The sequence below is a fragment of the Roseovarius sp. genome (genome assembly GCF_030373445.1).
In the GTDB taxonomy this organism is placed as follows: Bacteria; Pseudomonadota; Alphaproteobacteria; order Rhodobacterales; family Rhodobacteraceae; genus Roseovarius.
In genome coordinates this window covers 159,842-186,504 of the sequence record NZ_JAUCYU010000012.1, presented here as the reverse complement: position 1 = coordinate 186,504, position 26,663 = coordinate 159,842, and the positions used below count along the sequence as shown (strand labels likewise).

Sequence of the window (26,663 nt, the reverse complement as noted above, 5' to 3'; positions counted from 1 at the left end):
GCTCGGGCCTTACCGAAGGTCGGCGCTCTTACACCATTCGATGGGACACTATCTGCAATGCTCGAGCAGGGACTTTCCGCCGACCTCGTACAACTCCGGAACCCCACTCCGAGGGGTACGATCAAACGCGACTGGAATAATGGCAATCGTCATCGGTCATCCACTGTTTGCGAGATCTGCGATCTGGTTGACGGGTGTTGCTGCCCCCAGCATCGCCCGCAGGATCCTGCCGAACTTCGTGGTTGCAGATTCCGCGACATAGACGACGTCGGCATCCCGGAGAACAAACGCCGACGAAGCAATCAATCCTTCGGGTTCCGAGTAATCGAAGCGATACACGGTCGGGCGTTCGCCTGCCCTTGTCCGCAGGACATAGACCGCGTCGGGATTTGCCGCTTCGGCGTTGAGGCCGCCCGACGTGGCCAACGCATCAATCAGGGTCAGCCTGGGCTTGTCCAGCGGCACAACTCTCTGAGTGCCCGTCGCGCCAAGGACGAATACGCGATGATGGCCTATGGTGACGATGACCTTGTCGCCGGGAAGGATGGCAACGTCCTGCCGAGGATCGCTCTGGATGGCCTGCAGGCTGGCGCTTCCGACAGTGCGATTGCGGCGCAGGGTCACTTGCACCTGCGTCGGGGGCGCCGAGGCTCCACCAGACTGCGCGATGACCGCACCGATGCTGCGGGAGGCAACTTCCAGGGGATAGGTACCCGGCTGTTGTACGTCTCCGGAAACCGTAACCGACAGCCCGGCCTTGTCGGCCCGGGACACGATGATTTGCGGGTCCGGCGTCTGCTGGGACAGTTTGCGCTCGATGATCATGCGCAACTGCTCCAACGTATTCCCGACGGCGCGAATGCGGCCGACATAGGGGATACTGACATGCCCGGTACTGTCGACCATCAGAGGTGTGATCGTTGTCGGGGCGCCACGAACGCTGCTGAACAACCCGTTATCGATATTCTCGAATATCTGAAGCTGCAGCTCGTCACCCTCGCCGATGCGGTCGATGGCAGGCAATGGCTGGCGAATGAATTCAGTGGGAAAGCCTTGACCTGGCTCTTCCCTCAGAGAGGTCGCCACGTCGCGCGTCACATCGATCAGTTCGACCTCGGAACTGTTCAGCACTGCCTGATTTGACGGCCCATCCGAAGGCACACCGCACGCGGCAAGCGTGACGTTCAGGAGTATCAGCGACAAGGGGAACCTTAGCCGGCTTGCAGGCAGACGTGACTGTTTCATCGGTCAAACCATCGAGAAATTGCCAAACGTGGAAAACCCGACGGCTTTCCACGAAACGCTGACGTCAATCGGATCAGCGCAGGCGGACTGCATGGCGATCGTGAAAGACTCGGAGGTGACACGTTCCGCACAGATCGTGACCCCCGGCCGCGACGGCCCGAAGGCGAGCATAATCGACGGTGGGCTCACGAACCTCCTCGCGAAATGAACCGAGGCCAGTACATGCATTTCAGACGGGTCGGAAAGGTCAAAGAACTCCGAGCGATGCCTCACTGACAGTTCCCGGCTACCCTGAAGCAGGATGGCGCCGTTCGAAAGCTGCAGCACATCGGTTTGCTCGACATCGCCTGCCTTCGCCTCCGCCAACGCGTCTTCGAATTTTCGCGTCACCCAAAGTGTGCGGACGGTCGGCACGTCGGCACAAGGTTCACTGTACAGCTCGGCATAACCGTTTTTGGGGTCTCGATCGCGACCGGAACCACTCATCAGTTCCACCCCTGGTGATCAAGCTTGAGGACGTTCACCGCCCCGCCGGCCATGGTGTACAGCAACCGGGCCTCTTCATCGCTCAGAACGGGAAACTTGGTCTTCGGGGCTGACAACAACTGCAGGAAGCTGTCGTCTTGTCTGTCTGCGGTTTCCTGAACGCCCGCGGTTTCACAGATCATGCCTTCCGCAAAAATCATCGCCGCGTTATTGATGTAGAGAGAGATGAACTCCATCTCGCCTTCATCGACGACACGCGCAAAACGATCACCCCGGAGCGATGCAGCGCGGATCATCGCCCGTGGCGATCCGAAGTGATAATCGCAAAGCGGCGAATTGATCATGACGAGCGTGTGCGGAGATACGATCAACCCGGGCGCCCCATCGTTTCCGATGCAGATCGGCGCGATCAATCCTCGAGCAGGCAGAACGACACGCAGGCGCCCGCGTACTGTTTCAGCGCCACGATCGTAGGTTACGATACGATCGCCTTCGTTCAGTGACTCGATGGCGACAGGCCCACCAGGCGTCATTACTTTCGATCCGGCCGCGAACAGGCCGGGCTTGACCGGAAAAACGGAACGCCCGCGCAAATCGTCATAATTCAACATTTTGGTTCTCCTCCCAAGCGGCCTCCGAGTGAACTCGTAATCTCTGGCCGCCCGTATGCCCTCACACCCGTGCGGGCCTCATGGGCTTTGCAAAAACAGCATCCTCACTCGATCCGATACCGACCCGTCAGGGCGCCGTGGGAAACGCGACGTGGGGTGCGCCTCACGGGGAGTGCTTGCACCTCCAAACATCATCGACCGAGGCGCCGAAACGATTGACGCACGTCCTCGCCCAGCCCCAGCCAGCCCCGCGTGACGGTGGCAATTCGGCTCACAATACGTGTGCGTTCCTGGGGGCCACGAAATCCGCCATCCTTGGCGGCAACCGCTCGGCCATCGGCGGAAATGAAACCCTCCGCGAGAAGCGTCTTTCGTGTCCGGGCGTCTCGAACAACGACCTTGAATCTCACGCTCTCGACGCCGGTGCCCGGAGGGGCAACCTGAAAGGCATAAGGGGTAAGCGCGTGGAAGCGCACCAGCTCCGCTTCGACAATCACTGGAACCGGACCTCCAAGCCCGCGCGCGCCCAGCTCGATCCCGTCCTTGAGCACGTCAGCCACTTGTGCGCGGCGATCCCCCGGGCCGTCGCTATGCCAGACGATGTCCGCGTCGGGAATGAGGACGTTCATGTCACTGACGGTCAGTTCCTCGGGCACGGCGACCTTGACTGACTGGACCGTCCAGGCCTTCGAACGTTCGGCAGGCACCGGGGTGTAGTCGACGGAAAACTGCGAGCTACACCCGGCAGCCCCAATCATCGTGGAAACCAGGAATAGAGTGCGAACAACGGCACGCGCGGCGTGCGCCTCGACACGTAGCAACTGCGTTAGGGACACCAATCAGCCTACCTTTCTCAAGCCAGCGACTGCCTTGGGGCAGCTGCATTTTCTCCACCCTTGGCGGGCCCGATCTCCCGCGACCGACCCGATCTGTCCCAAGGGCGCTTCACATACGGAGGGCTATAGGCCAGAATGTCCCACGTGATAATTTCTCTACCTTGCTGCAAATTCCGGCCTATCTGACGCTTTCGTGCGTCGGGTTTGGCGCAACTAAGTCGCCTGCCAGGAGAAGGTGCAGCTAAAAGTCACTTCGCCACCTGACGGCCGCGGAAACCGGATTGCCGTCCCACGTCCGGCATGGTGCAGGGGTACGAACGCTGCCCGTCGTGGCACCCGGCACCCAACGCACGATGACGCTTCCCCGAAGCCGCTCTGCTTCGGCTCAAGGGTGTCCACTGGCTGCTTCAGACTTGTTTCAGGCCGTATCGGACAAGCGTGGTCACCGAAGTGACCGTGCCTGCACAATTCACGAAACGCCTCGGCGCAGAAAAAAAGATTGAGCCTGTCTAAACCTGGGCAAGCCGGTGCAGCACTTCCTCCGGAATCGCCGGATCGTTCCGATCCAGGATTCCGCAGGCCCTGATATCGCTCAGAGTAGGACGTCTCGCGCCCAGGCGCTGCAACACGTAAGGCTGGGAGAATATCTGGCGCGAACCATAGTCAGAAACTCCAAGAGAGTGGCCTTGGAGGAAGTCAAACCCTGGCATGGTCTCGGCGTAGAGAATTCCGAACAGGAAGCGAGTATCCTGGGATGCATCGAACGTATAAACTCGATCACCACGCAAATGCATCATTGTTGCCTGGCGGCGAAAGAACAGCTTCCTGCCACTGGGATCGCCGGGCGTAGGAAACACCTCGACGGCCAGCCCGAAGGTCAGCCCTTCGTACTGATAGATGTAAAACATCGCCCGTAGCATCTTGTGCGGCATGCTCGGCATTTTGCTGATACGGAAATACGTGCCGCAATACGCCTTCAGGTCTGGCGCTGCCTCAGCCGCAGCGTGAAGGATCTCGTCGATCTTGGTGGTGACTTCCAGGGGGAAATCCGTGCCCGTCGACTGCGCGAAATAGCGTTCGGTGAATTCTTCCGGGGCAAGAAGGAAATCGTCGATGGGAATGCCGAACGTTCTGGACAGTATGGACAGAACCCTCAGGGATGGCGTCGTCGCTCCGGAAATGTACTTGTTCAGTTGCTGGCGGTTGATATCGAGCCTCTTGGCCGTTTCGGCCACACTGGCCTGCGCCGCCACGAGGGTCTTCAAATTCTTGGTCAGGTGGTAAACATACTGGTTCTTCACTGCAACTCCCCATGCAAGTCTTCCCCGTGAAGGAGAGTAGCTCACTTTAGGTCATCCGAGAAGATGTATGCTTTTGGCCGTCTCGTCACTGACCCGAGTGCGGTGGCACATGACGCGACCGGCGTCATGCAGGCGTCAGGGCCCCTGCTGTCACTGCAGAACGGCGCCCCCGGAACCGGCATCCGTTTCCCGGCATGAACCGCCCTGGCTTTCGCCCGCCCCGAACGGACTGCGTTGGTCGGTATCCACGCGATCGACACACTGGCCGCGACAACTGAAGACGGCGTATTGACTTAGCCCGAGGCAGCGGCCTTCTGGACACCTCCCCCAGCGCGATGTTCAGCACCGCTCAGCTCGCATTCCAGGCTGGAAACGACGAACTTTGAATTCGCCGCATGCCTTGTTGCCAAACGGCGCGCTTTCTTGCCGCTGACGAGTTTTCGCGCTGGCACGGCCGTTCCGGTTCCCTCCAAGAACTCCCGAAACTGTGGGAAAATAGAGAAGATCTCTTCCCTTGCTTCCGCCCCCACCATCTTGAGGGCTTGCTTCCCCGGATAGAGCGACTCGGTTCGGACGCTGTTCGAGAACACCACCTGATGCGCCGCGAAGAAGAAGTGCCAGTAGTCGACGGAACTCATGCTCTCGACGACATCTATTCCGTCGATTTCCAGAAGGTCCTTTGCCGGCACGAGAACTTCAAGCGTACCGAACATCCGTTCTGAAATCTTCGATCCGATCATGATCCGGTGCTGAGGCGAAACGACGAGATCGCGATCCGGCTGATTTGGGCCCAACACGCCTGCACGAATGCAAATTGGGCGGAGTTGCGGGTTATTGCGCAGGTCGCTTTCGGTCAGATGCCGATGTCCAATCCACCTGATCGGTTGATAACCCTGATCCAACGTGAGCACCAAGTCTCCAGCCTTCAGACGTTCGATCGGGATTTCGCCATGCCGCGTCTTTATCAGCGTGCCTGCCGAGAAACACACGACCCCCGTATGCTCGGTATCCATGGCACCGGTTCCGCTCAGGGACACCGAAACCGAGGGCCCACCGGAAGCAGCGATCCACTGGAGCTGACCATCCGCCGCATCATGTTCAAGCGCGCCCAGAGGGGTTCCGAACGCGGTTCCGTTCGCCTGGTTGTAGGCGTCGAGTGTGGCGTCGTTGTACCACGGCGTCAGGTCGACATAGTCATTGTCGCTGCTGATGCCGTTGACGCCCTCCGTTTCGCCGGCACCAAAATCGGTGAGAAAGATCTCGTCGCCCGCACCGCCTGAGATTATGAACAGATCGTCGCCGGATCCGCCGGTCAGAGTATCCGAGCCGCCGCCGCCCCCGGAAAGCGTATCGTTGCCGGCACCGCCATCGACGGAATCGCTGCCCAGCCCGCCATCGACCGTGTCGTTCCCGTCGCCTGCATAGACGGTGTCGTTGTCATCCCCGGCAAACACCGTGTCGTTGCCGTCGAAGGTCTGGATGAAATCATTTCCGGTTCCGCCAAGAACCGAGTCGTGACCGGCCCCTGAATCGATGTAGTCGTCGCCGGTTCCACCATCGACCACATCGTCCCCGGTCCACGTGTAGATCTCGTCGTGACCGTCTCCACCATCAACGGTATCGTTACCGGTATCCGCCGAAATCAGGTCATCGCCGCCTTCGCCGAATACAAGGTCGTCCCCGGCGTCGGCAAAGATCTGGTCATTCCCGTCGCCGCCGTAGATGGTGTCGTGCCCGACGGCTTCGCTGCCATCGCCTTCATCGCCATTGATGGTGTCGTGTCCGACGCCGCCGAAGATCAAGTCGTCGCCGGCGTCGCCCGTGATATCATCATTACCACCGCCACCATCTATGGTGTCGTTGCCACCAACCCCAGGGGTAAGTCCGTTGTCTCCGGAAATCTGGTCGTCATCGTCGCCACCCTCGATCGAGTCGTCACCAAGTCCGCCCCAGATCGAATCCAGCCCTGCCCCGCCGGATATCGTATCATTTCCAGTGCCACCGTCGATCTGGTCATTCCCGGCGCCGCCGTCCAGAAAATCGTTATCAGTGACGCCAGGAATTCCGCTCTCCGTGTAATACCCCCCGTTGCCGTATAGAGTATCATCACCGTCGTCACCGGTTATCGAGTCGTCGCCGAAGTTGCCGTGCAGAAGGTCGTTGCCTCCGCCGCCATGTATCGTGTCGGCACCGTTGTTTTCATTGTCGTATAGCCCGAAATCTCCCCAGACAGTGTCGTTCCCCACTCCACCGTCAATGAGATCATCTCCAGCGCCACCGTCGATGGCGTCGAATCCGTCGCGGCCATAGATCGTATCATTGCCGCCGGTGTTACTGGAATTGGATGAGTCCCCCATGAGGTAGTCATCACCTGCGCCGCCATCGACGAGGTCATTTCCCAGTTCCCCCTGCAGGACATCATGCTCGGTGCCACCGAAGAGTTCGTCGTCTCCATTACCGCCGAACAGGGTGTCGTTGCCAGCCCCGCCATCAAGCGTATCTGCGCCGGCACCGGGGAGCGTCCAGTTGCCAGCTGCAAAATCTCCCCGCAGAAGGTCTGCACCATCGCCCCCGGAAAGGCTGTCACTGCCGGCCCCTCCTTCGATCGTGTCGTTGCCGGTCCCGCCGTATACGGTGTCATTTCCGTCTCTCGAGAATACAACGTCGTTGCCGCCATAAGCCTCGATCAGGTCATCGTCGGAACCGGCAGCCCCGCCGGCATCCACGCCGGCGGCAGTATTGTCGTCGTTGTCAACATAATCGCCACCTGGGTCACCGGAATAATTCTCATCGATCTGATCGGCGTTGTCCGTGCCATCGACAATACCATTCCGAAGGTCGATGCTTGAGGGGCTGTAAGTGCCGAGCTGGGCGTTGCCCTCGTAACTGGAAACTATCTCGATGGATTCAATGATTGCGTCTTCATACTCCGGCGGAACAGAAACGACGTACCAAAGGTACTCACCATTCGCGAGCGGCATAACACGAATATTGTTGGCCCAACTGATGACACTGCCGTCATCAAGGGTGAGATTGGCAGTGACGACCTGAACATTCCCGTCCAGGGTGGTGCTGATGGCGCCATCGTCCAGCGTAATGGTCTCTCCCAACAAGTGGCGACCATCGTCGTTTGTGTCGAAATCAAATTGCCGAAGATCGGCCAAGGTTACGTCGTAACTACTTCCGGAAGACAGATCGAGTGACGACGTCACGAAGGTCACCCCGGACCCAACTTCCCCGGGCAGATCAAGGTGGTTAGGTATTCTCGTCAGGGCCATTCGCTAGTTCTCCACGTTCATTGCGCTTGCGAGACCTACGCGGAGCCCGCACGCGACCGTTGCCCAAGCTCGATAGTTGGACAGCGAGCCATTCAATGGCCCCTCAATCTCGGTAAATTTCTATGCGACGCGGAGGGGGCGCCCCTCCTGGTGCATGCCCAAGTCGTCGCCAGGGAAAGCGGTGCATTTTCCGAGCGCGGTCAGAACTCGAGGCTGATCATCCCGCACTTAGAGAGCCAAACTTCCGTTCTCGGGCAGCGCGGTTTTGATCCCGCGAGAGATAATCGCCCCGAACCACGGAGGAGTTGGCCGCAGCTCACACCCTTTCCGACATCATGAAACACAAGACGGCATCGCCCTTATCCTTCATCAATGGCCAACGCCTGTGCGGGAAACGATCATGTCCGCGCCTCCGTCGTCGGGCCCTTTTGCACTTGTAAAACCAGGCTCCCTAAGTTGGTGCCTATGTGCTCACCAATAGTCTCATTTTTCGAAACCAGGCAAGGAACGCCCTGTTGCCATCCCGCCACAGCCAAAATCCACTGAAGCTCATCGGCGCAATCGTGAAGCACTAAGGACTACGCCCCCTCGGCTGAAGGCCTCCGAACCTGCAGCCTATCGACACTGCAATGACGTCACCGAGCTCCCATTCGACCGAAGAACAACGAAACCGGAGGCGTCCAGCGAAGCGAATGAGCTTCAGTCGTGTTCCAGAAATAAATTTCTGATTTATGCTTTGTGTACCGATTTTCTGCCGTTTATCTTGTCCGAAGTACTCAGTTCGAGCCCGGTTGATGGCCCACCCGCTCTTCCGGAACGACAAAACTGGCGCCATTCAAAGAATTCAGAATCAGTCGAGGGATCGTCCGTCTGGCAGTCAGGCAGAGTGTTGTCACGCCACGGATCTACCGCGTTTGCCAGCCCGATCAGGTTCCCTCGGGCGAGTATCTTTCTCGAGCGCCGAGCCAGCGGCGGAACACCGGCCCAAGTCGTATGCCGACGGTTACGCTGAAGAGGAAGGGCATGTTCGCCATGCCGCTTCAAGCGTCCGCAGAATGGCCTGACCTTACACCGCCGTTGACAACTTTTGTCAGCTTTGGGCTGTGCCGAGGGGAACACGAGGGAGGGGACATGGAGGAGACAGCGTTTGACCCGCAGATCCTAGGCTGTTGATGTTCCAACCGTATGAGAGAATATGATGGTGCCCCCAGAGAGACTCGAACTCCCGACCTACTGATTACAAATCAGTTGCTCTACCAGCTGAGCTATAGGGGCGGAGGTGGCATTTGACCCCCGGGCGGCCGGGCCCGAAGGCTGGGCCGGCCGCTGGCGCTCTAATGCCAAAGCTCCGGCGCGCATGCAACTGGGAAAGCGTGGTCCGGACGGCGCCGCTTTTCAACCCGCCGGTCGAAGGGATAGGCTGGGCGAAACCGTCAAGGGGGCAGGCAGGGCATGCGGATTCTGGTTCATCCCGGTTTTCACAAGACCGGCACGACGAGCGTGCAATACGGGCTCGAGCGCAACGCGGGCGTTCTGGGCGCGCGGGTGCGCGTCCTGCAGATGGACGATTTCCCCGACGCCATTGCCGCCGCACGCCGCCATACCGCGCAGCCCGCGCCGCGTCGGTTGAAGAAATACGCGGCCGGGTTCGCCGCCGCGGTGGCGCCGCTCGATCCGGGCGATCCGCGGCCGCTTCTGGTGAGCTCGGAGAAACTGCTGGGGTGGATTCCGGGTCGGAAGGAGAATTGGAGCTATGACGCGACGCCGGATTTCACGGAACGGCTGGCGGACGTGCTGGAGGGGCATTTCGGCACGGGCGCGGACATCACCTTCTACTTCACCACGCGCGCAGCCGGGGACTGGGCGCGCAGCGTCTACTGGCAGAACCTGCGCTCGATGCGGATCACCGAGGATTTCGCGGCCTACCATCCCCGGCTGGAGCGGGCCGCGCGGCTCGACGACGTGGTGGTGGCCACGCGCGCGCGGCTGGGGGCCCGCGCCCGGGTGATCTCGCGCCCCATCGAGGCGCTGTCGGGCGAACCGCAGGGTCCGCTGGGGGCGATCCTGCGGGAGCTGGGGGTGGCGGCGGATGACCTGATGCCGTTCAAGTCCTACAACATGCAGCCCGCGGGCGGTGTGGAGGAGCTGTTGCGGCTCAACCGGTCCGATCTCGACGAGGCCGCGCTGAACGCGGCCAAGCGCGAGCGGATACAGGCCTACCAGCGCGAGGGGCTGACCCGGAAGAAAGCCGGGGGATGACCGCCCTGCCCCGCCCCCCGGACGCGGGCGCAACACCCCCGCAGAGGCGTCCGAAAGCTGTTTAACTGCTTGCAAAACACTTTATATTGGCGGGCGATTGACGAGTAGAACCGGGAAGTTTCATGCAGGTCGTTCTTCACGCTGGTGCCCATGTGACCGACGAGGACAGGCTGATCAACTGCCTTGTCGACAATGCCGGGATGCTGGCGGAACGCGGCACCATCGTGCCGAGGCCCGACGATTACCGCATCCTGCTGCGCGACATCGTCAACGCCGCCACGCAGGACGGGGTGAGCCCGGATGCGCGCGAGGTGATCCTCGATGCCGTGCTGCCCGGCGAGGAGGAGGCCGACCGGCTGATCCTGTCGAATGACAGCTTCTTCGGCACCCACAAGATGGCGGTGAAGCGGATGTTCTACCCCGCCGCCTGTGCCCGGCTGGAAGCGGTGCGGAAAATCTTCCCCGATGACGAGGTCGAGCTGTTCTTCGCCATCCGCAACCCCGCCACCTTCATGCCCGCCCTGCTGGCGATGACCAATTTCAACACGATCGACGACATCTTCCGCGGCTACGACCCCTACAGCTTCCGCTGGTCGGAGCTGTTCGAGCGGATCCGGGCGCAGGTGCCGGATATCCCGATCACCGTCTGGTGCAACGAGGATACGCCGCTGATCTGGGCCGAGGTGGTGCGCGAGATGGCGGCGCTGGAACCGCTGACCGGGTTCGAGGGCGAGTTCTGCCTGCTTCAGGAGATCATGACCGAGGCCGGGATGAAGCGCTTCCACGCCTATGTCGAAGAGCATCCCGGCATGACGGAGATCCAGAAACGGCGGGTGATCTCGGCCTTTCTCGACAAGTTCGCCGACGACGAGGCGGTGGAGGAAGAATACGATATCGAGGGCTGGACCGAGGACAAGATCGACCGGCTGACCGATCTCTACGAGGAAGACCTCTATGCGATCGAACGGGTGCCGGGCGTGACCATGATCACGCCCTGAAGTGGCCCCTGCCCCGTCCCCGTTCCCGCCCCGTCAGAGCGTCAGCAGCCCCCGCAGCACCGCCAGCGCCAGTGCCTCGTCGCGCGACGTGGCCTGCATCTTGCCCGCCGCGCTGGAGATCACGCGAAGCACGTCGGCCTCGCTCAGCCCCACCCGTTCGGCGATGTCGTCCTCGGTCATCCCCTGGGCCAGCCGCGACAGGATCTCGGCCTCGACCGGCTCGAGCCCCTGCCAGGAGGAGCCGAAGGCCCGGCCATCGGTGGTGGCAGCTCCGGGCGGTTCCAGCCGGCAGGACAGCATGGCCGCCACCGCCGAGAAGGCGCGCGCCGTGCCGGGGCCGAACAGGTGGGTCGGATCGTCCTCGCAGCCCAGCACGAGGCACTTGTTCTCGGGCCCGTGCTGCCAGTTGTGGGTGAGCATGTAGCGATAGCCATAGCTCATCATGCGGTGGTGCAACTGCCGATAGCGGCTATCGGGGGGGCCGAGCTGCTGCTGGAAGCCGACATCGTAAAGGCGCGGCGGTTCGCCCGCCATCGAGGCCTTGAGCAGCGGGTCGATCTCGTGCAGGGCATCGCCCGCGTATTCCTCGAGCCAGTCGGGGTTCATCGTGCTGCGCATCCACGCGATGGTGGGGGTGCCCGTCAGGAAGACGCCCGCGTTGACCGAGCGCGCGCCGAGCCGCGTGCCGACCCGGTTGATGACCTGCCACGCCGCGTCGGCATCGCCGGCCTCGGCCAGCGCGTCGGCGGTGTCGATCAGCAGGTTCGCAAAGCGCGTGGTCACGGGTTACGTCTTCAACAGTCTTGCGGCGCCCGGTCAGCAAAGGGCCCCCTTGGCCTGACCTTACATGGCCGGTACATCATTGTACAATGCCGGGGCAGCGGTGGCGCACGGCGTCCAGGAGAGGAAAGCGGCATGCCGGACACACCGGTTCTCATCACCGACCGGCTGTGCCTGCGGGGGCACGAGGCCACGGACCATGACGCGCTGCACGGGTTGTGGAGCGATCCGGCGGTGACGGCGCATATCACCGGCACCGCCTCGACCCCGGCGGAAAGCTGGACGCGGCTGCTGAAATATGCCGGGCACTGGCGGCTGGCGGGCTATGGGTTCTGGGCGGTCGAGCACCGCGAGACGGGGTACTACCTGGGTGAGGTGGGGCTTGCCGATCACCGCCGCGGGCTGGGCCCGGAGTTCGACGGCAAGCCGGAAGCCGGGTGGATCCTGGCACCCCGGGCCCAGGGCCACGGCTATGCGCGCGAGGCGATGCGCGCGGTGCTGGAATGGGCGGACGGGGGGCTCGACGCCCCGGTCACGGTCTGCGTCGTCAGCGCGGCGCACCCGGTGTCGATCCGGCTGGCGCAGGATATCGGCTATCGCGATTTCGGCGCCATCGACAGGTCCGGACAGGAGGTGCGCCTGTTCGAGCGGCCCCGCGGGGGCGCCTGACCGGCAGGCCCCCGCCCACGCCCGCGCGTGGCCCCTAGTCCCGGTACAGGTAGATCGGCGAGCTCCACGCCTGGAAGCCGTCCTCGGTGGTGACCCTGACCCAGACGGGCGTGTCCCCGGAGGGATGGACGGCAACGGACCTCGTGGCAGTCACGCGGCGGACAAGGGGGGCGTCGGGCAGCCGCTGGATCGTGAGCCTCTTGCCCAGACCGCCGGCGTCGAACACCACCGGGTCGAGCCCGATTTCCGCCAGGGCGACGTCGATCTCGCCCTGGTTCGTGGTGATGTGCAGGCGGCCATTCCGGCTGTCGGTCAAATGCGCGTCGAACCCCATGAAGTTGCCGGTCGTGACGCCGTTCCACACCACGCTCCGGCTGCCGCGCTGCTCCAGCACCGTTTCCGGGTTCCAGGGGTTGATCGTGGCCAGGTCACGGATGCGCGCCTCGTCGAACTGCGCGCGCCCGGTCCACCGCACGTCCCGGCCCCGGCCCCGGTATTCCGCCCCCGACCAGGTGACGCGGATGCGGTCGCCAAGGTCATCCGCGCCGTAAGGGTGCAGCCTTTCCAGAACCCCGGCCCCGTCGCGCAGCTCGACCTCCAGGATGCCGGCATGCGCCTCCACCCGGATCTCCGTTTCCACGGTCTCGTCCGAGACCTGCACGATGTCTCCCATCATGGCAGAGCGCACGATCTCCGGCGTCTCCTCCGGCCAGGCCAGAGGGTTGCGCCGGTACAGGGCCGCGTCGGTTTCGAACCGGGCGGACACGGCCAGGTGCATGCGGCACCCCGTGGTGCCGTAATGGTGGCGGCGTCTCTGGGCTTCCATAATCGCGGCGCGGTCGTTCTTCTCCGTCAGGAAACAGGTCAGGCCGCCATAGGCCCCGAAACGGGACGCCCCCGGATAGCTCGCGCCCGGCCGCCCCTTGTGACCGTCGCTGTTGCAGACCACCCCGACCCGGCGGCGCATCAGGAAGCCGTCGGTCAGAACCCATTCGAAGGTGCCCCAGGCCGAATGCATTTCGACCGCCGTTTCGATCCGCGGGTCATGGTCGAAGTGGATGTTGCAGTACCTCCCGCCGACATGGGCGTAGACCGTGGCATCCTCGTCCTTCAGTTTCGCGAAAAGGTCGGTCAGCGTGTTCGCGTCATCGGCCATGTCCGACCGGTCTTCGAGCAGGGCATGGGAGCAGCGATAGATCGGCCGGCCCTCGGTGGCGTAAAAGACGTTGTGGTCGCCCCCGACGGCGGTGTTGCCGGACCACTCGTAGCCGGGGAACACCGTGAACCTGCCGGGCTCGTTCACCCGGGCCGTCAGGTCGTTCAGCTTGTGCCAGAAGGTCTGGTTGATCTGGAAGTCGTTGGCCTGATGGGCGCACACGTCGAGAAACGCCTTGTTGCGGGCAAAGTCGAAATAGCTTTCGATCGAGTTCACGCCGACGGTCTCGCCGGTCTGGCCGTGCAGGTCGCCCCAGTAGCCCGAAAGGCCCGCGTCACTCACCACCAGCGGGCCGGCTTCGCAGGCGAGGATGTCGTCGACATAGACTTTCACCCGCAGCGTGCCCGTTTCGTTGACCGCCAGGTCGTCGAAAATCATGGACCGGTCGGATGGCACATAGTCGAAGCTCTCGGGCAGGCCGTCGACCGGCATGCTGGTTTCGATTCTAACCCTGCCCGAGGCCTGATCCGTGGGGTTCCCCCACCTGTCTTCGCATTTCAGCCCAAAGCGAAATCCCTCACCGATCTGCCGCAGCGACGGCAATACGGCCCGCCACTTGCTGCCCGGCCCCGGATGAACGCCGATGGCGAACTGGTCCGGCAACGGAAGGAAGTTACCGGTCGCCTGAACATCGGTCATCACCCTCAGCTCGTAGCCCTCCTCGACGAAGGTCTGCATGAGCATCCCCGGCGAGCCCTTAGATGTGTCCCCGAAGGTCAGCGTGATCTCGTCGCCTTCGCTGAGATAGCCGCCGTTGAGCTGCGCGGTGACCGTCAGGATCCAGGGGCGCGCCCCTTCGGGACCGATTCGCAGGCTCATTTTCCCGTCGCCGCTGCAGTCGGCCGACACGTAGTTGGCCGCCGTCGGGTCCGTGGCCTGCGGCTTGCCCGCATCGGTGATCATCCGGAAGGCCACCCGCACGGCGCCGGTGTCGTCCAGCCCGAGCCGCCCGACGGTATAGCGCACACGGTAGGTCTGGTAGGTGCGCACCTCAACGATTTCAGGGGCTTCCAGAACCGCCGAGCCGTAGATTGCCGGGTCGTCGCCCGGCCGGACCGACGGGCCGTTCGCGCCGACAAGCCGCGTCGGAACGGGTGCTGCTTTCTTGGGCAAGGTCATGTGGTTTGCTCCCTGGATTTGAACTGACCGATCTATCAATATTGCTTTATAGCAAAACTATAGTAAACTACAGAGCAGATTTGATTCAACAAACCAACCCGACACGGAGGCCCCAATGACTCTCTTCACCCGCCGCGGAGCGATCCTCGCCCTTGCCATGACAGCCGGACTGGCGACCGGATCCACCGGCGCCGCCGCCGACTATCCCTCGAAGCCGATCACCATGGTCATCCCGTACCGGGCCGGCGGAAGCACCGAAACGATGGGCCGCATCGTCGCCGATGCGCTTGGCGCGGAACTGGGAACGAAAGTCGTCGTCAAGACGCGGCCGGGCGCGGGCGGCGCCGTGGGCGCAACCGAGGTCGCCGCGGCGGAACCCGATGGCTACACCATCATGTTCGCCGCATCCTCCTCGCTGCTCTGGCCGCCGCTGACGCAGGATGTGGCGTTCGATCTCGACAGCTTCCAGTATGTCGCCAAGGTCACCGAGTACCAGCAGGCCATCGTGGCGAAGGCCGACGCGCCTTTCGACACCCTGGATGAGCTGATCGCCCAGGCCGGTGACACGAAACTAAACTTCGCGGATCAAAGCGCCATGTCCCGCGCCTATATCAACTATATCGGCAAGGAACGCGGCGTGGAGTTCACCGGCATCCCCACCAAGGGCGGCGGCGAGATGGTCCCCTTCCTGCTTGGCGGCAAGGTCGACTTTGCCTGGAGCGGCGGCGTTCACAACCGTTACGGCGACAAGATCAAGGTGCTCCTGTCGATGAACGCCCAACGCCTTCTGGCCAGCCCCGACGTGCCCTCGATCGGCGAGATGTTCGGCGTCTCGATGCCGTCGCAGGCCGTGATCGTCGCGCCGAAGGGCATACCGGCGGAGGTTGTCGCCACGCTCGAATCCGCGATCGAGGCGGCAACGAAAGACGACGAGGTCGTCGACATGGTGACCAATAAGCTGATGTTCCCGGTCGCCTATCTCGGCTCCGAGGCCATCACGGCGGAGATCTCCGAAACGGCGGCCGGCCTGCAAGCCGTCGTCGCGGCCACGCAGTGAGCGTCATGCCTCGAAAGGGTCCGGGCACCAGGCGCATCAACGTGGTGGCGGGGGGACTCCTTGCCGCCATGGCGCTGGGCTGCATCCTCTGGCTGGTTCCCCTCCAGGTCTCGGAGGGGACGAGCGCCGGGGATCTGCCCCCGTCACTGATACCCTACCTGTCCGCGGGCGTGGTGTTCCTGCTGGCCATCGGCCTGGTGCTTCAGACACTCTTGCGCGACACCGGCGAAGCGCTGCCCGTGCCCCCGGGAAGCGTGCTGTCCGACCTGCTGCTGGCGTCGGCGGTGACCGGGGTGATCCTGCTGGCGTTCAGCAAGCTGGGGTTCCTCGCACTGGCGATCCCGTTGACGGCAGGGGCGATGCTCTTTGCCGGCGGGCGCAACCGCCTCGTGATCGCCGCCGTCTCGATCGTCTTCCCGTTGCTGGTCTGGCTCGGGGCGCGTTCGATCTTCGGCGTCTACCTGCCGTGACCCTGCGAGGAGGCCTTCCATGATCGAGAACCTCGTCACCGGCTTCGCGGCGGCCTTCACGCTGACCAACCTGCTGTTCATCGCCGCCGGCATATTGCTGGGCATCGTCATCGGCGCCCTGCCCGGCCTTGGCAGCGTCACCGCCCTGGCGGTTCTCATTCCCATGACCTATTACATGTCGCCCGTCTCGGCGATTGCCTTCCTCGTGGGGATCAACAAGGGCGGCACGTCCGGTGGCGCGGTTCCGGCCATATTGCTGAATTCGCCGGGAACACCGGAAGCGGCCGCGACCGCGCTGGACGGCAACCCGATGGCGCGGCGCGGCGAGCCCGTCCGCGCCATGAAATTCGCGCTCTACTCGTCGGTGACCGGCGACACGATCTCTGACATCCTGCTGATCGTCCTGGTGGTGCCCTTCGCGGCCATCGCCCTGCAGTTCGGCCCTCTGGAATACACGGCCGTCCTTCTCTTCGCGTTCGCCCTGCTTTCGGGCATCTCGGGCGACAACCCGTTGAAGGCCCTGGTCGCGATCTTCGCGGGGATCTTCCTGTCGACCATCGGGCTCGACCCGATCGACAGCTCGCCCAGGATGACTTTCGGCAACATCAACCTCTACGACGGGCTGCCCCTGACGGCCCTGGCCATCGGGTCGCTTGCGCTGGCCTCGGTCGTCGAACAGCTGTTCGACATGCGCAGGGACGGCGTCGACAGCGGCTATGTCAACCAGGGCGCCAACGAGAACAGGGCCCTGCCCGTCCGGGAGTTCCTGACCTACTGGAAAACCATCCTGCGGTCCTCCATGATCGGCTCCCTGGTGGGCATGCTTCCCGGGCTCGGGGTGACGCTTGCGGCCTTCCTCAGCTACGGCCAGGCCAGGCGCGCGTCGAAGAAACCGGACAGTTTCGGCACCGGCAACCCCGAGGGAATCATCGCCACCGAAGCCGCCAACAGCGCGGTCGTGGGCTCCAACCTCGTTCCGACGATCGCCCTGGGCATTCCCGGCAACATCGCCGCGGCGCTGCTGATCGGCGCCTTCATCATCCACGGCATCGTGCCCGGCCCGTTCATGCTGACCATGCATGGCGATGTGATCTACGCGCTGTTCGCCTCGATGATCATGGCAAATTTCATCCACCTGGGCCTCGGGCGCATGGGAATCTCGGTCTGGGGCCACGTCGCGCGCCTGCCGAAATGGGCGGTCCTGCCGCCCGTGCTGACGCTCTGCATCGCCGGCGTCTACCTGCCCGGGCAATCGGGCTTCGACGTGGCGGTCATGCTTGTCTTTGCCGTGGTCGGCCTGGCGATGCGCCGCACCGGTTTCCCGGTCGTCTGCCTGGTGATCGGGTTCCTGCTTGGCGGCATGTTCGAAACGTCACTGCGGCAATCTGTGCTACTCTACAGTTCAACGCCGGGGGTTGTCCTCGGCAGCCCGATCGCCATTGGCTTCTTCGGTCTCGCGGTGTTCATACTCGGTCGGGCGGTGGTGCGGAAATGAAAGATACTGGAATGGAACAGGACGCGAGAAAGCTGATCAGCGACTCGGCCCGGAAATACCTCGAGGATCCCTCGTGCAAGAAACGCTCGGCGGTCCGCCTGGCGGTGATCGAGGCGATCCGGTCCGGCGCCGCGAGGCCCGGCGACCCCCTGCCCACCGAGCGCGAGCTCGTGGACCTGTGCGGCGTCAGCCTGGGCACCGTGCAGGCCGCCTTGCAGCAACTCACCCAGATGGACCTGATCGAGCGCAAGCGGGGGTCGGGCACCTCGGTGAAGAACAACCGGTCCATCGGCGACCAGGTCTGGCATTTCAGGTTCCAGTCGGTCAGCACGCAGGAAAGCCTGAAGGTGCTGGCGGCGAACGTGCAGATCAGCGAAACGCCGGACCAGGGCGAATGGTCCGGGTTTTTGGGGCGCAGTGCGACCTATCTCCGGATCGACCGCGAGCTCCAGATGAGCGAGGGCCTGTCTTCCTACGCGCGCATGTACCTGCACCCGAAGACGGCGCCCGGCCTGCTGGAAAGAACCTCGGGAAGCCTGACCGTGGTGAACATACGCGCCTTCCTGAAAGAGGAGTTCGGCGTCGAGACCACGCATGTGAAGCAGGACGTGCTGGTCGTGACTGCGGCGGACATCCCCTTTGACGTCGCCCCGGAATTCAAGTCGGTCGGCTGGTACGAGATCACGGCGAGAACCCAGAACCCGGACGGGAAGCCGGTCTACTTCCAGAAGGTCTATGCGCCGGTCACGGCCTGCAAGCTGACATTCGGAAAGCTGATCCGGTGACAGGGCGGCACGCAGGAATCCCGGCGGGCGGCCAGGGGCCCGAACCGAAAGGGCGGCGCGGATGATCGCGGCGGCCGTGGCGAGGGTGATCGGGCCGTTCTCGGTCCCTTGCCTGCTGCTCGGCCTGCTTTTCTTTGCCGCGTCGCTGACACCCTCCCTGATACCGCGCGGCCCGGTGGTGCAGGGCATCCTCGGCGGTCTCGTCACGGCGCTTGGCTACCTGGCCGGCCAGATCGTCGGCCTTCTGTGGCGCGCGGCCGACATGCCCCGCCTCGCCGGGCGGCCCGCGCGCCTGCTGACATGGATTGCCGCAACCGTCACGGCGGCGGTCTTCCTGTGGGTGCTGGGCTCCAGCCTGACCTGGCAGAACGACCTGCGCGAGAAGATGGGCATGACGCCCGCGGATGCGCTGAACCTGTGGCAGATCCTCTTCTTCGCGCTGGTGGTGTTCGCCGCGGCCTTTGCCCTGGGGCGTCTCGTCGCGGCGCTCTTCCGGCTGGTCCGGGCCCGGTTCTACCGTGTCATGCCGCCGCGACGGGCCAACGTGCTCGGGCTTGTCACCGTGGCCGCCCTCCTCTTCCTGGTCACGCGCGACGGGATATTCGACCGTGTCGTTGCCGCCCTCGACGAAAGCTACGAGACGGCGCAGGCGCTTTTCGACAATGCCCCGCCACCGCCATCCGACCCCCGGATGACCGGAAGCGCCGGGTCGCTTGTCGATTGGGCCGCCATCGGCGAACCGGGGCGCGACTTCATCACCTCGGGCCCCGATGCCGCCGCCATCTCGGCCTTCACCGGCCGCCCGGCGATGGACCCGATCCGCGTCTACGTGGGTCGCGCCAACGGCGAGACGCCGCGGGCGCGGGCGGAACTGGCCCTGGCCGAGCTCAAGCGGCAAGGCGCCTTCGAGCGCGCCGTACTGATCGTGGCCAGCCCGACAGGCACCGGCTGGATGGATCCCGGCGCGCACGACCCGGTGGAATACATGCATGACGGCGATATCGCGACGGTCGCGGCGCAGTATTCCTACTTGCAGTCCCCGCTGGCCCTGATCCTCGAGACCGAAACCGGGCTGGAGCAGGCGACGGCATTGCAGGATGCCGTGCACGGCCACTGGAAGACGCTGCCCGCCGATGCCCGCCCGCGCCTCTACGTGCACGGGCTGAGCCTCGGGGCGTGGTCATCCATGCACGCGACCAACCTCTTCCGCCTGATGGACGACCCGATCGACGGCGCCTTCTGGGCCGGCCCGCCCTTCCCATCGGTCTTCTGGAACTACGTGCAGCGCCAGCGTGAGCCGGGCAGCCCCTGGGTCCTGCCGCAAATCGGCGACGGCTCGCTTGTGCGCTACGCCTCGCACACGGCCGATGCATCGCGGGCGACGGCCGGCTGGGGCCGGATGCGCATCGCCTTCCTGCAGTATTCCAGCGACCCGGTCGTGTTCTACGATCCCTATTCCCTCTGGCGTGCGCCGCCCTGGATGCGCGACCCGCCGGCCGAGGACATGTCGGACCATTTCGTGTTCGTGCCGGTGGTGACGCAGTTCCAGCTTGCCCTGGACATGGCGTTGTCCTTCGGGTCGCCGCCCGGGCATGGCCACGCCTACTACGCGCAGGATTACATAGCCCCCTGGGCCGAGGTGACCGCCCCGCAAGGCTGGACGCAGGCGGATACCACGCGGCTCAAGGCCCATTGCGACAAGGGCTTTCAGGCAGGATGTTCCGATGCCGTTGATTGAGGCCCGACCGTTCCCTTGCCCTGGTGCGCCACGCCGCGGCCTGTCGTCTCCGCGCCACGCCTTTGCGCGAAAGCGCCCTCGCGGCCGGGAAACCCGGTGGCGTTCCCACGTCCCCCCTTGCCTATCATCACAGGAACACATCCTATGGTTGTTGCGAGGTAAGCAGGAATCTCTTCCCATTTTCTCAAACGGAGTTCTTTGAAATGTGCCTGTCTTGCTGTGAAAGTATTGAAGCCGGAGTTGAACCGATCAACCCCTGCCTGTGTGGCGCCCCCGAAACACAGGCGGCCATGGACCGGATCGAAGCCGACCTGACGCGCCGGCGGCTGCTGGGCGGGATGGCCGCGGTCGTCGGCATGTTCGCAGGCTTCGGCCTTGCGCCGACCGACCTGCGCGCACAGACACCGGGGCGGCCGACGCTGCTGACAAACCTGCGGTACTTCGACGGCACGACGCTGGCGATGCAGACCGGCCGCGACATCCTGGTCGAGGGCGGGCGCATCACCGGCCTGCCGGCGGCCGGGTCGGGGCCCGAGTACGCCGACGTCATCGATTGCGGCGGACGGGCGGTGATGCCAGGGCTGATCGACTGCCACTGGCACGCCACCCTCGTCGGCGTCAGCAAGCTGGCGGCGCTGACGCAGGATATCGGCTGGGTGCACCTGATGGCCGGGCGCGAGGCCGGGGCAACGCTGATGCGGGGGTTCACCACCGTGCGCGACACCGGCGGCCCGGTCTTCGGCCTGAAAATGGCCGTCGACCAGGGCGCCGTGACCGGCCCGCGCATCTTCCCCTCCGGCGCGATGCTGTCGCAGACCTCGGGCCACGGCGATTTCCGCCTTCTGAACACCCTGCCCAAGACCATGGGCGACACGCTCGACTACACCGAAACCGCCGGCGTGGCCGCCATTGCCGACGGACGCACCGAGGTGCTGAGAAAGACCCGCGAACAGCTGATGCAGGGGGCCAGCCAGATCAAGATCATGGCCGGCGGCGGCGTGGCCTCGCCCTACGATCCGCTGGATACGACGCAGTACACGCTCGACGAGATGAAAGCGGCGGTCGAGGCCGCGGCCGACTGGGGCACCTATGTCTGCGCGCATGTCTATACGCCCAAGGCCATCCTGCGCTGTCTCGAGGCCGGCGTGCGCTCGATCGAGCATGGGCAGCTTGCCGATGACGCCGCGATCCGGGCGATGGCCGAGGCCGGTGCGTGGTGGAGCATTCAGCCCTTCCTCGCCGACGAGGACGCGAACCAGTATTCCGACCCGGCCGCCCAGGCCAAGCAGCAGGAGGTCGCCCAGGGCACGGTGCGCGCCTTCGAGGCGGGCCGGGCCGAGGGCGTCAACATGGCCTTCGGCACCGACGTGCTGCTCAACCCCGGCGGCGCGGCATCGCAGGGGCGCCAGCTGGCCAAGCTGGCGCGGTTCATGCCACCGCTCGAGGCGCTCCGCATGGCAACCGGCGCGGCGGGAGAGCTGCTGGCCCTGTCGGGGGAACGGGCGCCCTACCCGGGTGCGCTCGGGGTCATCGCCGAGGGGGCGCTGGCGGATATCCTGGTCTGGGACGGCGACCCGGAGACCGAACTCGACTTCCTCGATGACCCGGAAAGCAAACTGCGCCTCGTCATGAAGGGCGGGCGCGTGTTCAAGGAGACGCTGTGATGCCCTTCAATCCACGCCATCGCCTGCGCACCCTTGCCGCCGCGGCCCTACTTTCCATCACCGCCCTGGCCCCCGTCACGGCGCAGGCCGGGTCGTCGGAATGGTCCGGCCAGGTCACGCTCTACGGCTGGGGCGCCGGTGTCACCGGCGATTTCAGGCCCTTCCCGGGCGCGCCGCGACTCTCTTTCGACAGGTCCTTCTCGGATGTCCTGAAGGATTCGGACGGCGCCTTCTTCATGACCGCGCTTGCGCGCCGCGGCGATCTCGTCTTCTTCGGCGACCTTACCTATTCCGCCTCCTCCCGAGGCGGCCGCGTGCCCCCGGGCATCCCGGCCTCCGGCAAGCTGGAGATGCGGTCGGTCACGCTTGCCGCCGGCAAGCGCTTCCAGGCCGGGCCGAATACGACGCTCGACCTGCTCGGCGGGGCACGGTTCTGGAGTATCGACGGCTCCGTCGCTGTCCCGCTTGCCGGTATCAGCTTCGCACCCGAGGCCAGGTTCACCGATCCCGTCGTCGCCCTGCGAGCCAACACGCGGCTCTCTCCGCGCTGGTCCCTCTTGGCCTACGTGGATGGCGGCGGCTTCGGCGTCGGCTCCGACGTGACCTGGCAGGTGGCGGTGACCGCGAACTACAAGGTCAGCGAACATTTCTACCTGTCGGGCGGATGGCGCCACCTCTACATCGACTACACCGACGGCGGCGCCGATTTCGAGGGTAGCATGACCGGCCCGATCGTCGGCGCGACCTTCCGCTTCTAGGCGCTATCCGCTGGGTGCCTTGCCCTAGGAGGCAAGCACCCAGCGGCCATCGTTCAGGCACCGTCGTGTCTGGACGGTCTGGATGCGCGAGTTCCGGCGGGTCCGGAACTTGTAGTTCAACCCGACGCATTTGCCCGAGACCGAGGTGATCTCGACGGACCCGTAAGCGCCGGTGGCCGGGTTCGACCAGATGGTATCCTCACCCGGCCGCGCCGCCCGGCTGGCATAAAGCTCTCCGCCGGCGCGGACCATGATGTTGAGATCCTCTTGCGTCAGCCCCGTGCTTTCGATCTGCCGCAACAGCGAGTTTGCCAGGGCAGGGCCTGCCGCAATCGCGATGAAACCGGTTAATGCAAGCCGAACAGCAACATGTCGCACGGGGCAAATCCTTTCTCGGGAAATCCCGTTCACAGTGCCATGGCTTCGACCGCGTTTCAAACGCGGAATGGCACGCCTTTCAATGACCGGATCGCCCCGCACGGCCTCAGGCCATGCCAAGCGCTTCCTTGTACATCTCCAGAACCGCCTCTTCCTCGGCGATGTCGTCCTTGTCCCGCTTGCGCAGCGCGATCACCTTGCGCATGACCTTGGTGTCGTAGCCCCGCGCCTTGGCCTCGGCCATCACCTCTTTCTGCTGGTCGGCAAGGTCCTTCTTTTCGATCTCCAGCCGCTCGAACCGTTCGATGAACTGGCGAAGCTCGTCGGCGGTCACGCGATAGCTGGCATCGGTATTCACGTCGGTCATGGCATCCTCTCCGATTGGGCCGGGCCCTTTTCCTAAAGCTGCCGCGATGCCCCTGCAAGGCCCAACCACGCGCCCTCGCGGCTTGCGCGCGGGGCGCCGGTGCGCTAGGCGGCGGGATGCCCATGGAGTAGTCGCGAAAGGAGCGTGCCGATGGACGTGCTGATCTGGCTGGGAACCGGCGTTTCTCTGGTGGGCCTCGCGGGGCTCGTGTGGTGCATCGTGCGGGTCTGGAAGACGCGCAAGGCCGGCCTGAGCGAAGAGGCGCTGCGCGCCGAGCTGCAGAAGGTCGTGCCGCTCAACACCGGCGCGCTGCTCCTGTCGGTGATGGGGCTGATGCTGGTGGTGCTGGGCATCGCACTGGGCTGAGGCCCCCCGTCAGAAGAACCGTTCGCCGTTCTTGAGCATGTCGTCGAGCAGCGGCGACGGCGCCCAGAGGGCGGCGTTGACCCCGCGCAGGGCGGCCATCGCACGCATCGGGGCCAGCAGGCCGTTCAGGTCGGCCTGCAACAGCGGGCCGCCGCTCGTCCGCTCCATCCCGAAACCGCGGATCATCACCAGGTCGGGGTCCGACCGGCGCTGCAGGGCACGGGCGGCGATCAGGCGGGCGCCCTCGTTGACCATCGCGGCGTGCATGGCAAGCGCCGGGTCGACCCCCGGCCAACCGGGCGCATGATCCGGGTGCTCGGCGCGCCATGCCGCCAGCCAGTCGGCCAGGCCGGGATCGGGCGCAAGCGTCTGCCCGGCGGGACCATGGAAGGCCAATGCGCGCGCCGTGTCGCCCCCGTGATCGGCAAGCCGGTCCGACAGCAGGCGCAGCGGGCCTTCGGGCACCTGCCGCGCCTCGAAGGTGCGGCGCAGACGGCGCAACGTGGGAACGGCGCCGAGCTCGTCGATCAGCCGCAGGGGACCCCGCGCGAAGCCGAGTGTCCGCCCCGCCGCCTCGACCTGCGCCGGGGGCACCCCGCCCGCCAGCAGGGTCAGCGCCGCCCCGAACAGGGCCGCGCCCATCGCGTCGCTCAGGAAACCGGTGGCCTCGGACGACAGCAGCACCGAGCGGGACGCGGTCGAGAAGGCACGGTGCACGGCCCATGACAGCGCACGGGGCGCCTCGGGCGGGGCGGCCACCTCGGCCAGCCGCACGGCCGGGCCGCCGGTCGGCAGGCGCAGGCGCAGCAGGCGGCCGGCGGCGCCCGCTTCGCGCGCGCGCCCCTCGGCCCCGGTCGCCTCGTCGAGCAGGCCCCAGATCAGGCTGGAGGGCAAGGCCACCGGCCGCTCGAAGGCGGGCGTGCCGGTGTCGAGCACCAGGTCGGCGCGGGCCAGCCCCTCGGGGCGTTCCAGCGGTACGAGCCGCGACAGCTGGTCGTCGCGTACCCCGGGCGCCAGGCGGCCGGCCTCGACCGCCTCGGCCAGGGCCGTCTCGAGGGTGTCCCGCACCGCCGCGGCTTGGTCGGGCGTGGCGGTCAGCAGCAGCACGTCCATGCCCGCGGAAAGGCACAGCGCGGCCAGCCCCGCCAGCCTCGGCCCCGTGCCGGTCAGGGCCACGGTGCGGATCACCGGCACGTCGCCCACGGCGGTTCTCGGCAGGCTTGCGGCGCGGCGTTCGGCGGTAAAGACATGGCGGATCGCCCGCGACTCGGGCAGCACAAGGCGTTCTTCGTGGCGGCTCTGCTCGAAGATCAGCCCCTGGTCGAAGGGCAGAAGCTGGGCCGCCTCGACACAGGCGAGGATATCGGCCTCGGCCGAGCCGCCCGCGCGCATCCGGGCGGCGACATTGCCCACTGCCGCCTGGAACGCCGCCGGGTCCGAAAGGCCCCGGGTCACGTCGCGCGTGCGGGTCCACGAGGCACTGTCCGCCAGGCTTGCGGCCAGCTCCTGCGCGGCGGCAAGCGGGTCTTCCTCGGTGATCCGGTCGAAGACGCGGGCCAGGCGGGCATCCGTCACCTCCACCGCGCGGCCCGACAGCATCAGTTCCAGCGAAGCCTGCGCGCCGACCAGCCGGGGAAGCCGCTGGGTCGCGCCGCCGCCGGGGACCAGGCCGAGCGTCACCTCGGGCATCGAGACGCGCGTGCCGCGCTGCGCCACGCGGGCATGGGCGGCGAGGGCCAGCTCGACCCCGGCGCCCAGCGCCGAGCCGTGCAGCGCCGCGACCACCGGCTTCGGCGCCTCCTCGATCATGGCAAACAGGTCGTTGAGCGGCACCCGTGGCCCGTCTTCGTCGGCGGTGAATTCGTTGAGATCGACCCCGGCGCAGAACCCGCTACCGGCGCCGTGCAGCACCACGGCGCGGATCGCCGGATCGGCCAGGGCGGCCCGCAGCACCTCGCGCAGTTCCGACCTGAGCGCCGGAACAAGCGCATTGCCCGGCGGGCGGTCGAGCGTGAGAACGGTGACCCCGTCCTGCACCCGCTGCTGCACCTGCTGCGTCACGCCTGCCCCCGCCTTCACCCGGTTCGTTCCGCGCGATTAGACCGGACAAACAAGGTGCTGGCAAGCGTTGCGCGGCACCGGTGCGCAGATCACACGGGCATGTTGTCGAACTGTGCCTCGATGGCGTCGGCGGTCAGCTCCTCGTGCAGGTCGCGGATGCCGGCCGGCACGTTTTCGCCCGCCTCCTCCATCCGCTCGATCAATTCCGTGAGCTTCGGCCGGAACTGGTGCCTGTGCTCCTCATCGGTCTCGAGGATGCGGTCGTGCAAGCGGTTCATGTCTTCGGTCAGCTTGGTCATGGTCGTCCTCCCAGGTTGCGGTTGGTACCGGGATCACCGTTCACAAACGCCCGCCCGCGCCATCGCCGCGCGGCCGGGCGGCACATCAGGCCGCCGCCGCGCAGTTGCGGCAGAGCGGCGTATCGGGCAGCGTATCCAGCCGGGCCTTCGCGATGTCCTCGCCACAGCGGACGCATTCGCCATAGGTGCCGTCGCGCAGCCGTTGCAGGGCGGCGCGGATGCGGGCGATCTCGGCCTCGCCGCTGTGGCCCAGCCGTTCGAGCACCTCGTCGCCCTCGCGCTCGACGGCGTTCTCCTCCCAATCCTTGGAATGGGGCTCGTCAAGCTCGGCCTCGATCTGGTGCAGGCGGCTGTCGAGCTCTCCAAGCCGGTCGAGCAGCGCCTTGCGGTACGGGGTCGTGTCAGGCATGTCTTTCCTCCGTCAATC

General features: G+C 65.0%; 24 protein-coding genes and 1 tRNA gene. 11 read left to right on the top strand and 14 right to left on the bottom strand.

Going from position 1 to position 26,663, the window contains the following annotated elements; genetic code table 11:
- Positions 1 to 156 precede the first annotated feature (156 nt).
- From QUV18_RS19910 to QUV18_RS19880, 7 genes are all read right to left on the bottom strand, one after another.
- A complete protein-coding gene (locus QUV18_RS19910) occupies positions 157 to 1,203 on the bottom strand; it encodes a polysaccharide biosynthesis/export family protein (RefSeq protein WP_300895842.1) in 1,047 nt (348 codons plus the stop codon).
- Positions 1,204 to 1,248: 45 nt separating this feature from the next.
- Positions 1,249 to 1,740 (bottom strand): hypothetical protein, encoded by a 492-nt coding sequence (locus tag QUV18_RS19905; protein WP_300895841.1) that lies wholly within the window; start codon positions 1,738 to 1,740, stop codon positions 1,249 to 1,251.
- Positions 1,731 to 2,342, bottom strand: coding sequence for a Hint domain-containing protein (locus tag QUV18_RS19900; RefSeq protein ID WP_300895840.1), 612 nt, complete (start codon positions 2,340 to 2,342; stop codon positions 1,731 to 1,733). The genes QUV18_RS19905 and QUV18_RS19900 overlap by 10 nt, the downstream gene beginning before the upstream one ends.
- A 191-nt stretch (positions 2,343 to 2,533) precedes the next feature.
- Positions 2,534 to 3,163 carry a DUF6778 family protein gene (locus QUV18_RS19895; RefSeq protein ID WP_300895839.1) on the bottom strand — a complete coding sequence of 210 codons (630 nt, stop codon included), beginning with the start codon at positions 3,161 to 3,163 and terminating at the stop codon, positions 2,534 to 2,536.
- 524 nt (positions 3,164 to 3,687) lie between these two features.
- The gene (locus QUV18_RS19890; RefSeq protein ID WP_300895838.1) at positions 3,688 to 4,479 is read right to left on the bottom strand and encodes a helix-turn-helix transcriptional regulator; all 792 of its coding nucleotides are present in this window, start codon (positions 4,477 to 4,479) and stop codon (positions 3,688 to 3,690) included.
- Between the two features lie 293 nt (positions 4,480 to 4,772).
- A complete protein-coding gene (locus tag QUV18_RS19885) occupies positions 4,773 to 7,757 on the bottom strand; it encodes a Hint domain-containing protein (RefSeq protein ID WP_300895837.1) in 2,985 nt (994 codons plus the stop codon).
- Positions 7,758 to 8,956: 1,199 nt separating this feature from the next.
- Positions 8,957 to 9,032 (bottom strand) — tRNA-Thr (locus QUV18_RS19880).
- 177 nt (positions 9,033 to 9,209) lie between these two features.
- Here QUV18_RS19880 and QUV18_RS19875 point away from each other — a divergent pair.
- The gene (locus QUV18_RS19875; RefSeq protein ID WP_300895836.1) at positions 9,210 to 10,016 is read left to right on the top strand and encodes a hypothetical protein; all 807 of its coding nucleotides are present in this window, start codon (positions 9,210 to 9,212) and stop codon (positions 10,014 to 10,016) included.
- A gap of 122 nt (positions 10,017 to 10,138) precedes the next feature.
- A complete protein-coding gene (locus QUV18_RS19870; protein WP_300895835.1) occupies positions 10,139 to 11,014 on the top strand; it encodes a hypothetical protein in 876 nt (291 codons plus the stop codon).
- Between the two features lie 33 nt (positions 11,015 to 11,047).
- Here QUV18_RS19870 and QUV18_RS19865 read toward each other — a convergent pair whose 3' ends face one another.
- Complete coding sequence (locus tag QUV18_RS19865) at positions 11,048 to 11,797, bottom strand: helix-turn-helix transcriptional regulator (protein ID WP_300895834.1); 750 nt, start codon at positions 11,795 to 11,797, stop codon at positions 11,048 to 11,050.
- Positions 11,798 to 11,929: 132 nt separating this feature from the next.
- Between QUV18_RS19865 and QUV18_RS19860 the strand changes: the two genes are divergently transcribed.
- Entirely contained in the window at positions 11,930 to 12,463 is a 534-nt protein-coding gene (locus QUV18_RS19860) for a GNAT family N-acetyltransferase (protein WP_300895833.1), read from the top strand.
- A 34-nt stretch (positions 12,464 to 12,497) separates the two neighbouring features.
- On the opposite strand, the gene QUV18_RS19855 is transcribed toward QUV18_RS19860, so the two are convergent.
- Positions 12,498 to 14,798, bottom strand: a complete 2,301-nt coding sequence (locus tag QUV18_RS19855) for a DUF3604 domain-containing protein (protein ID WP_300895832.1) — start codon at positions 14,796 to 14,798, stop codon at positions 12,498 to 12,500.
- A 115-nt stretch (positions 14,799 to 14,913) separates the two neighbouring features.
- Here QUV18_RS19855 and QUV18_RS19850 point away from each other — a divergent pair, with 115 nt between their 5' ends.
- The 7 genes from QUV18_RS19850 (at position 14,914) to QUV18_RS19820 (ending at position 22,765) form a co-directional block, all read left to right on the top strand.
- Positions 14,914 to 15,855 (top strand): tripartite tricarboxylate transporter substrate binding protein, encoded by a 942-nt coding sequence (locus tag QUV18_RS19850; RefSeq protein ID WP_300895831.1) that lies wholly within the window; start codon positions 14,914 to 14,916, stop codon positions 15,853 to 15,855.
- Between the two features lie 5 nt (positions 15,856 to 15,860).
- On the top strand, positions 15,861 to 16,325 hold the full coding sequence (locus tag QUV18_RS19845; protein WP_300895830.1) for a tripartite tricarboxylate transporter TctB family protein: 465 nt from the start codon (positions 15,861 to 15,863) through the stop codon (positions 16,323 to 16,325).
- 19 nt (positions 16,326 to 16,344) lie between these two features.
- Positions 16,345 to 17,820, top strand: coding sequence for a tripartite tricarboxylate transporter permease (locus tag QUV18_RS19840; RefSeq protein WP_300895829.1), 1,476 nt, complete (start codon positions 16,345 to 16,347; stop codon positions 17,818 to 17,820).
- A gap of 11 nt (positions 17,821 to 17,831) precedes the next feature.
- Entirely contained in the window at positions 17,832 to 18,605 is a 774-nt protein-coding gene (locus QUV18_RS19835; RefSeq protein ID WP_300895828.1) for a GntR family transcriptional regulator, read from the top strand.
- 61 nt (positions 18,606 to 18,666) lie between these two features.
- Positions 18,667 to 20,343, top strand: coding sequence for an alpha/beta-hydrolase family protein (locus tag QUV18_RS19830; protein WP_300895827.1), 1,677 nt, complete (start codon positions 18,667 to 18,669; stop codon positions 20,341 to 20,343).
- A gap of 290 nt (positions 20,344 to 20,633) precedes the next feature.
- The gene (locus tag QUV18_RS19825; protein WP_300895826.1) at positions 20,634 to 22,007 is read left to right on the top strand and encodes an amidohydrolase family protein; all 1,374 of its coding nucleotides are present in this window, start codon (positions 20,634 to 20,636) and stop codon (positions 22,005 to 22,007) included.
- Positions 22,007 to 22,765 carry a hypothetical protein gene (locus QUV18_RS19820; protein WP_300895825.1) on the top strand — a complete coding sequence of 253 codons (759 nt, stop codon included), beginning with the start codon at positions 22,007 to 22,009 and terminating at the stop codon, positions 22,763 to 22,765. Before QUV18_RS19825 ends, QUV18_RS19820 begins: the two co-directional genes overlap by 1 nt.
- A 24-nt stretch (positions 22,766 to 22,789) precedes the next feature.
- Here QUV18_RS19820 and QUV18_RS19815 read toward each other — a convergent pair whose 3' ends face one another.
- The gene (locus tag QUV18_RS19815) at positions 22,790 to 23,065 is read right to left on the bottom strand and encodes a hypothetical protein (RefSeq protein ID WP_300895824.1); all 276 of its coding nucleotides are present in this window, start codon (positions 23,063 to 23,065) and stop codon (positions 22,790 to 22,792) included.
- Positions 23,066 to 23,249: 184 nt separating this feature from the next.
- Positions 23,250 to 23,510 (bottom strand): DUF2312 domain-containing protein, encoded by a 261-nt coding sequence (locus tag QUV18_RS19810; RefSeq protein ID WP_057819835.1) that lies wholly within the window; start codon positions 23,508 to 23,510, stop codon positions 23,250 to 23,252.
- Between the two features lie 150 nt (positions 23,511 to 23,660).
- Between QUV18_RS19810 and QUV18_RS19805 the strand changes: the two genes are divergently transcribed.
- The gene (locus QUV18_RS19805) at positions 23,661 to 23,876 is read left to right on the top strand and encodes a hypothetical protein (protein WP_300895823.1); all 216 of its coding nucleotides are present in this window, start codon (positions 23,661 to 23,663) and stop codon (positions 23,874 to 23,876) included.
- 9 nt (positions 23,877 to 23,885) lie between these two features.
- On the opposite strand, the gene QUV18_RS19800 is transcribed toward QUV18_RS19805, so the two are convergent.
- The 3 genes from QUV18_RS19800 to QUV18_RS19790 all read right to left on the bottom strand — a co-directional run bounded on the left by QUV18_RS19800 (position 23,886) and on the right by QUV18_RS19790 (position 26,645).
- Entirely contained in the window at positions 23,886 to 25,937 is a 2,052-nt protein-coding gene (locus QUV18_RS19800; RefSeq protein ID WP_300895822.1) for an enoyl-CoA hydratase-related protein, read from the bottom strand.
- An 89-nt stretch (positions 25,938 to 26,026) separates the two neighbouring features.
- A complete protein-coding gene (locus tag QUV18_RS19795; RefSeq protein ID WP_300895821.1) occupies positions 26,027 to 26,236 on the bottom strand; it encodes a hypothetical protein in 210 nt (69 codons plus the stop codon).
- Positions 26,237 to 26,321: 85 nt separating this feature from the next.
- On the bottom strand, positions 26,322 to 26,645 hold the full coding sequence (locus QUV18_RS19790; protein WP_300895820.1) for a TraR/DksA family transcriptional regulator: 324 nt from the start codon (positions 26,643 to 26,645) through the stop codon (positions 26,322 to 26,324).
- Positions 26,646 to 26,663 lie beyond the last annotated feature (18 nt).

What these genes read in the sequence shown, in the direction of transcription:
- QUV18_RS19900 (WP_300895840.1), bottom strand. Translation starts at nt 2,342, where the DNA reads ATGTTGAATTATGACGATTTGCGCGGGCGTTCCGTTTTTCCGGTCAAG.
- QUV18_RS19885 (WP_300895837.1), bottom strand. Translation starts at nt 7,757, where the DNA reads ATGGCCCTGACGAGAATACCTAACCACCTTGATCTGCCCGGGGAAGTT.
- QUV18_RS19875 (WP_300895836.1), top strand. Translation starts at nt 9,210, where the DNA reads ATGCGGATTCTGGTTCATCCCGGTTTTCACAAGACCGGCACGACGAGC.
- QUV18_RS19870 (WP_300895835.1), top strand. Translation starts at nt 10,139, where the DNA reads ATGCAGGTCGTTCTTCACGCTGGTGCCCATGTGACCGACGAGGACAGG.
- QUV18_RS19860 (WP_300895833.1), top strand. Translation starts at nt 11,930, where the DNA reads ATGCCGGACACACCGGTTCTCATCACCGACCGGCTGTGCCTGCGGGGG.
- QUV18_RS19855 (WP_300895832.1), bottom strand. Translation starts at nt 14,798, where the DNA reads ATGACCTTGCCCAAGAAAGCAGCACCCGTTCCGACGCGGCTTGTCGGC.
- QUV18_RS19850 (WP_300895831.1), top strand. Translation starts at nt 14,914, where the DNA reads ATGACTCTCTTCACCCGCCGCGGAGCGATCCTCGCCCTTGCCATGACA.
- QUV18_RS19845 (WP_300895830.1), top strand. Translation starts at nt 15,861, where the DNA reads ATGCCTCGAAAGGGTCCGGGCACCAGGCGCATCAACGTGGTGGCGGGG.
- QUV18_RS19840 (WP_300895829.1), top strand. Translation starts at nt 16,345, where the DNA reads ATGATCGAGAACCTCGTCACCGGCTTCGCGGCGGCCTTCACGCTGACC.
- QUV18_RS19835 (WP_300895828.1), top strand. Translation starts at nt 17,832, where the DNA reads ATGGAACAGGACGCGAGAAAGCTGATCAGCGACTCGGCCCGGAAATAC.
- QUV18_RS19830 (WP_300895827.1), top strand. Translation starts at nt 18,667, where the DNA reads ATGATCGCGGCGGCCGTGGCGAGGGTGATCGGGCCGTTCTCGGTCCCT.
- QUV18_RS19825 (WP_300895826.1), top strand. Translation starts at nt 20,634, where the DNA reads ATGGACCGGATCGAAGCCGACCTGACGCGCCGGCGGCTGCTGGGCGGG.
- QUV18_RS19820 (WP_300895825.1), top strand. Translation starts at nt 22,007, where the DNA reads ATGCCCTTCAATCCACGCCATCGCCTGCGCACCCTTGCCGCCGCGGCC.
- QUV18_RS19810 (WP_057819835.1), bottom strand. Translation starts at nt 23,510, where the DNA reads ATGACCGACGTGAATACCGATGCCAGCTATCGCGTGACCGCCGACGAG.
- QUV18_RS19805 (WP_300895823.1), top strand. Translation starts at nt 23,661, where the DNA reads ATGGACGTGCTGATCTGGCTGGGAACCGGCGTTTCTCTGGTGGGCCTC.
- QUV18_RS19795 (WP_300895821.1), bottom strand. Translation starts at nt 26,236, where the DNA reads ATGACCAAGCTGACCGAAGACATGAACCGCTTGCACGACCGCATCCTC.
- QUV18_RS19790 (WP_300895820.1), bottom strand. Translation starts at nt 26,645, where the DNA reads ATGCCTGACACGACCCCGTACCGCAAGGCGCTGCTCGACCGGCTTGGA.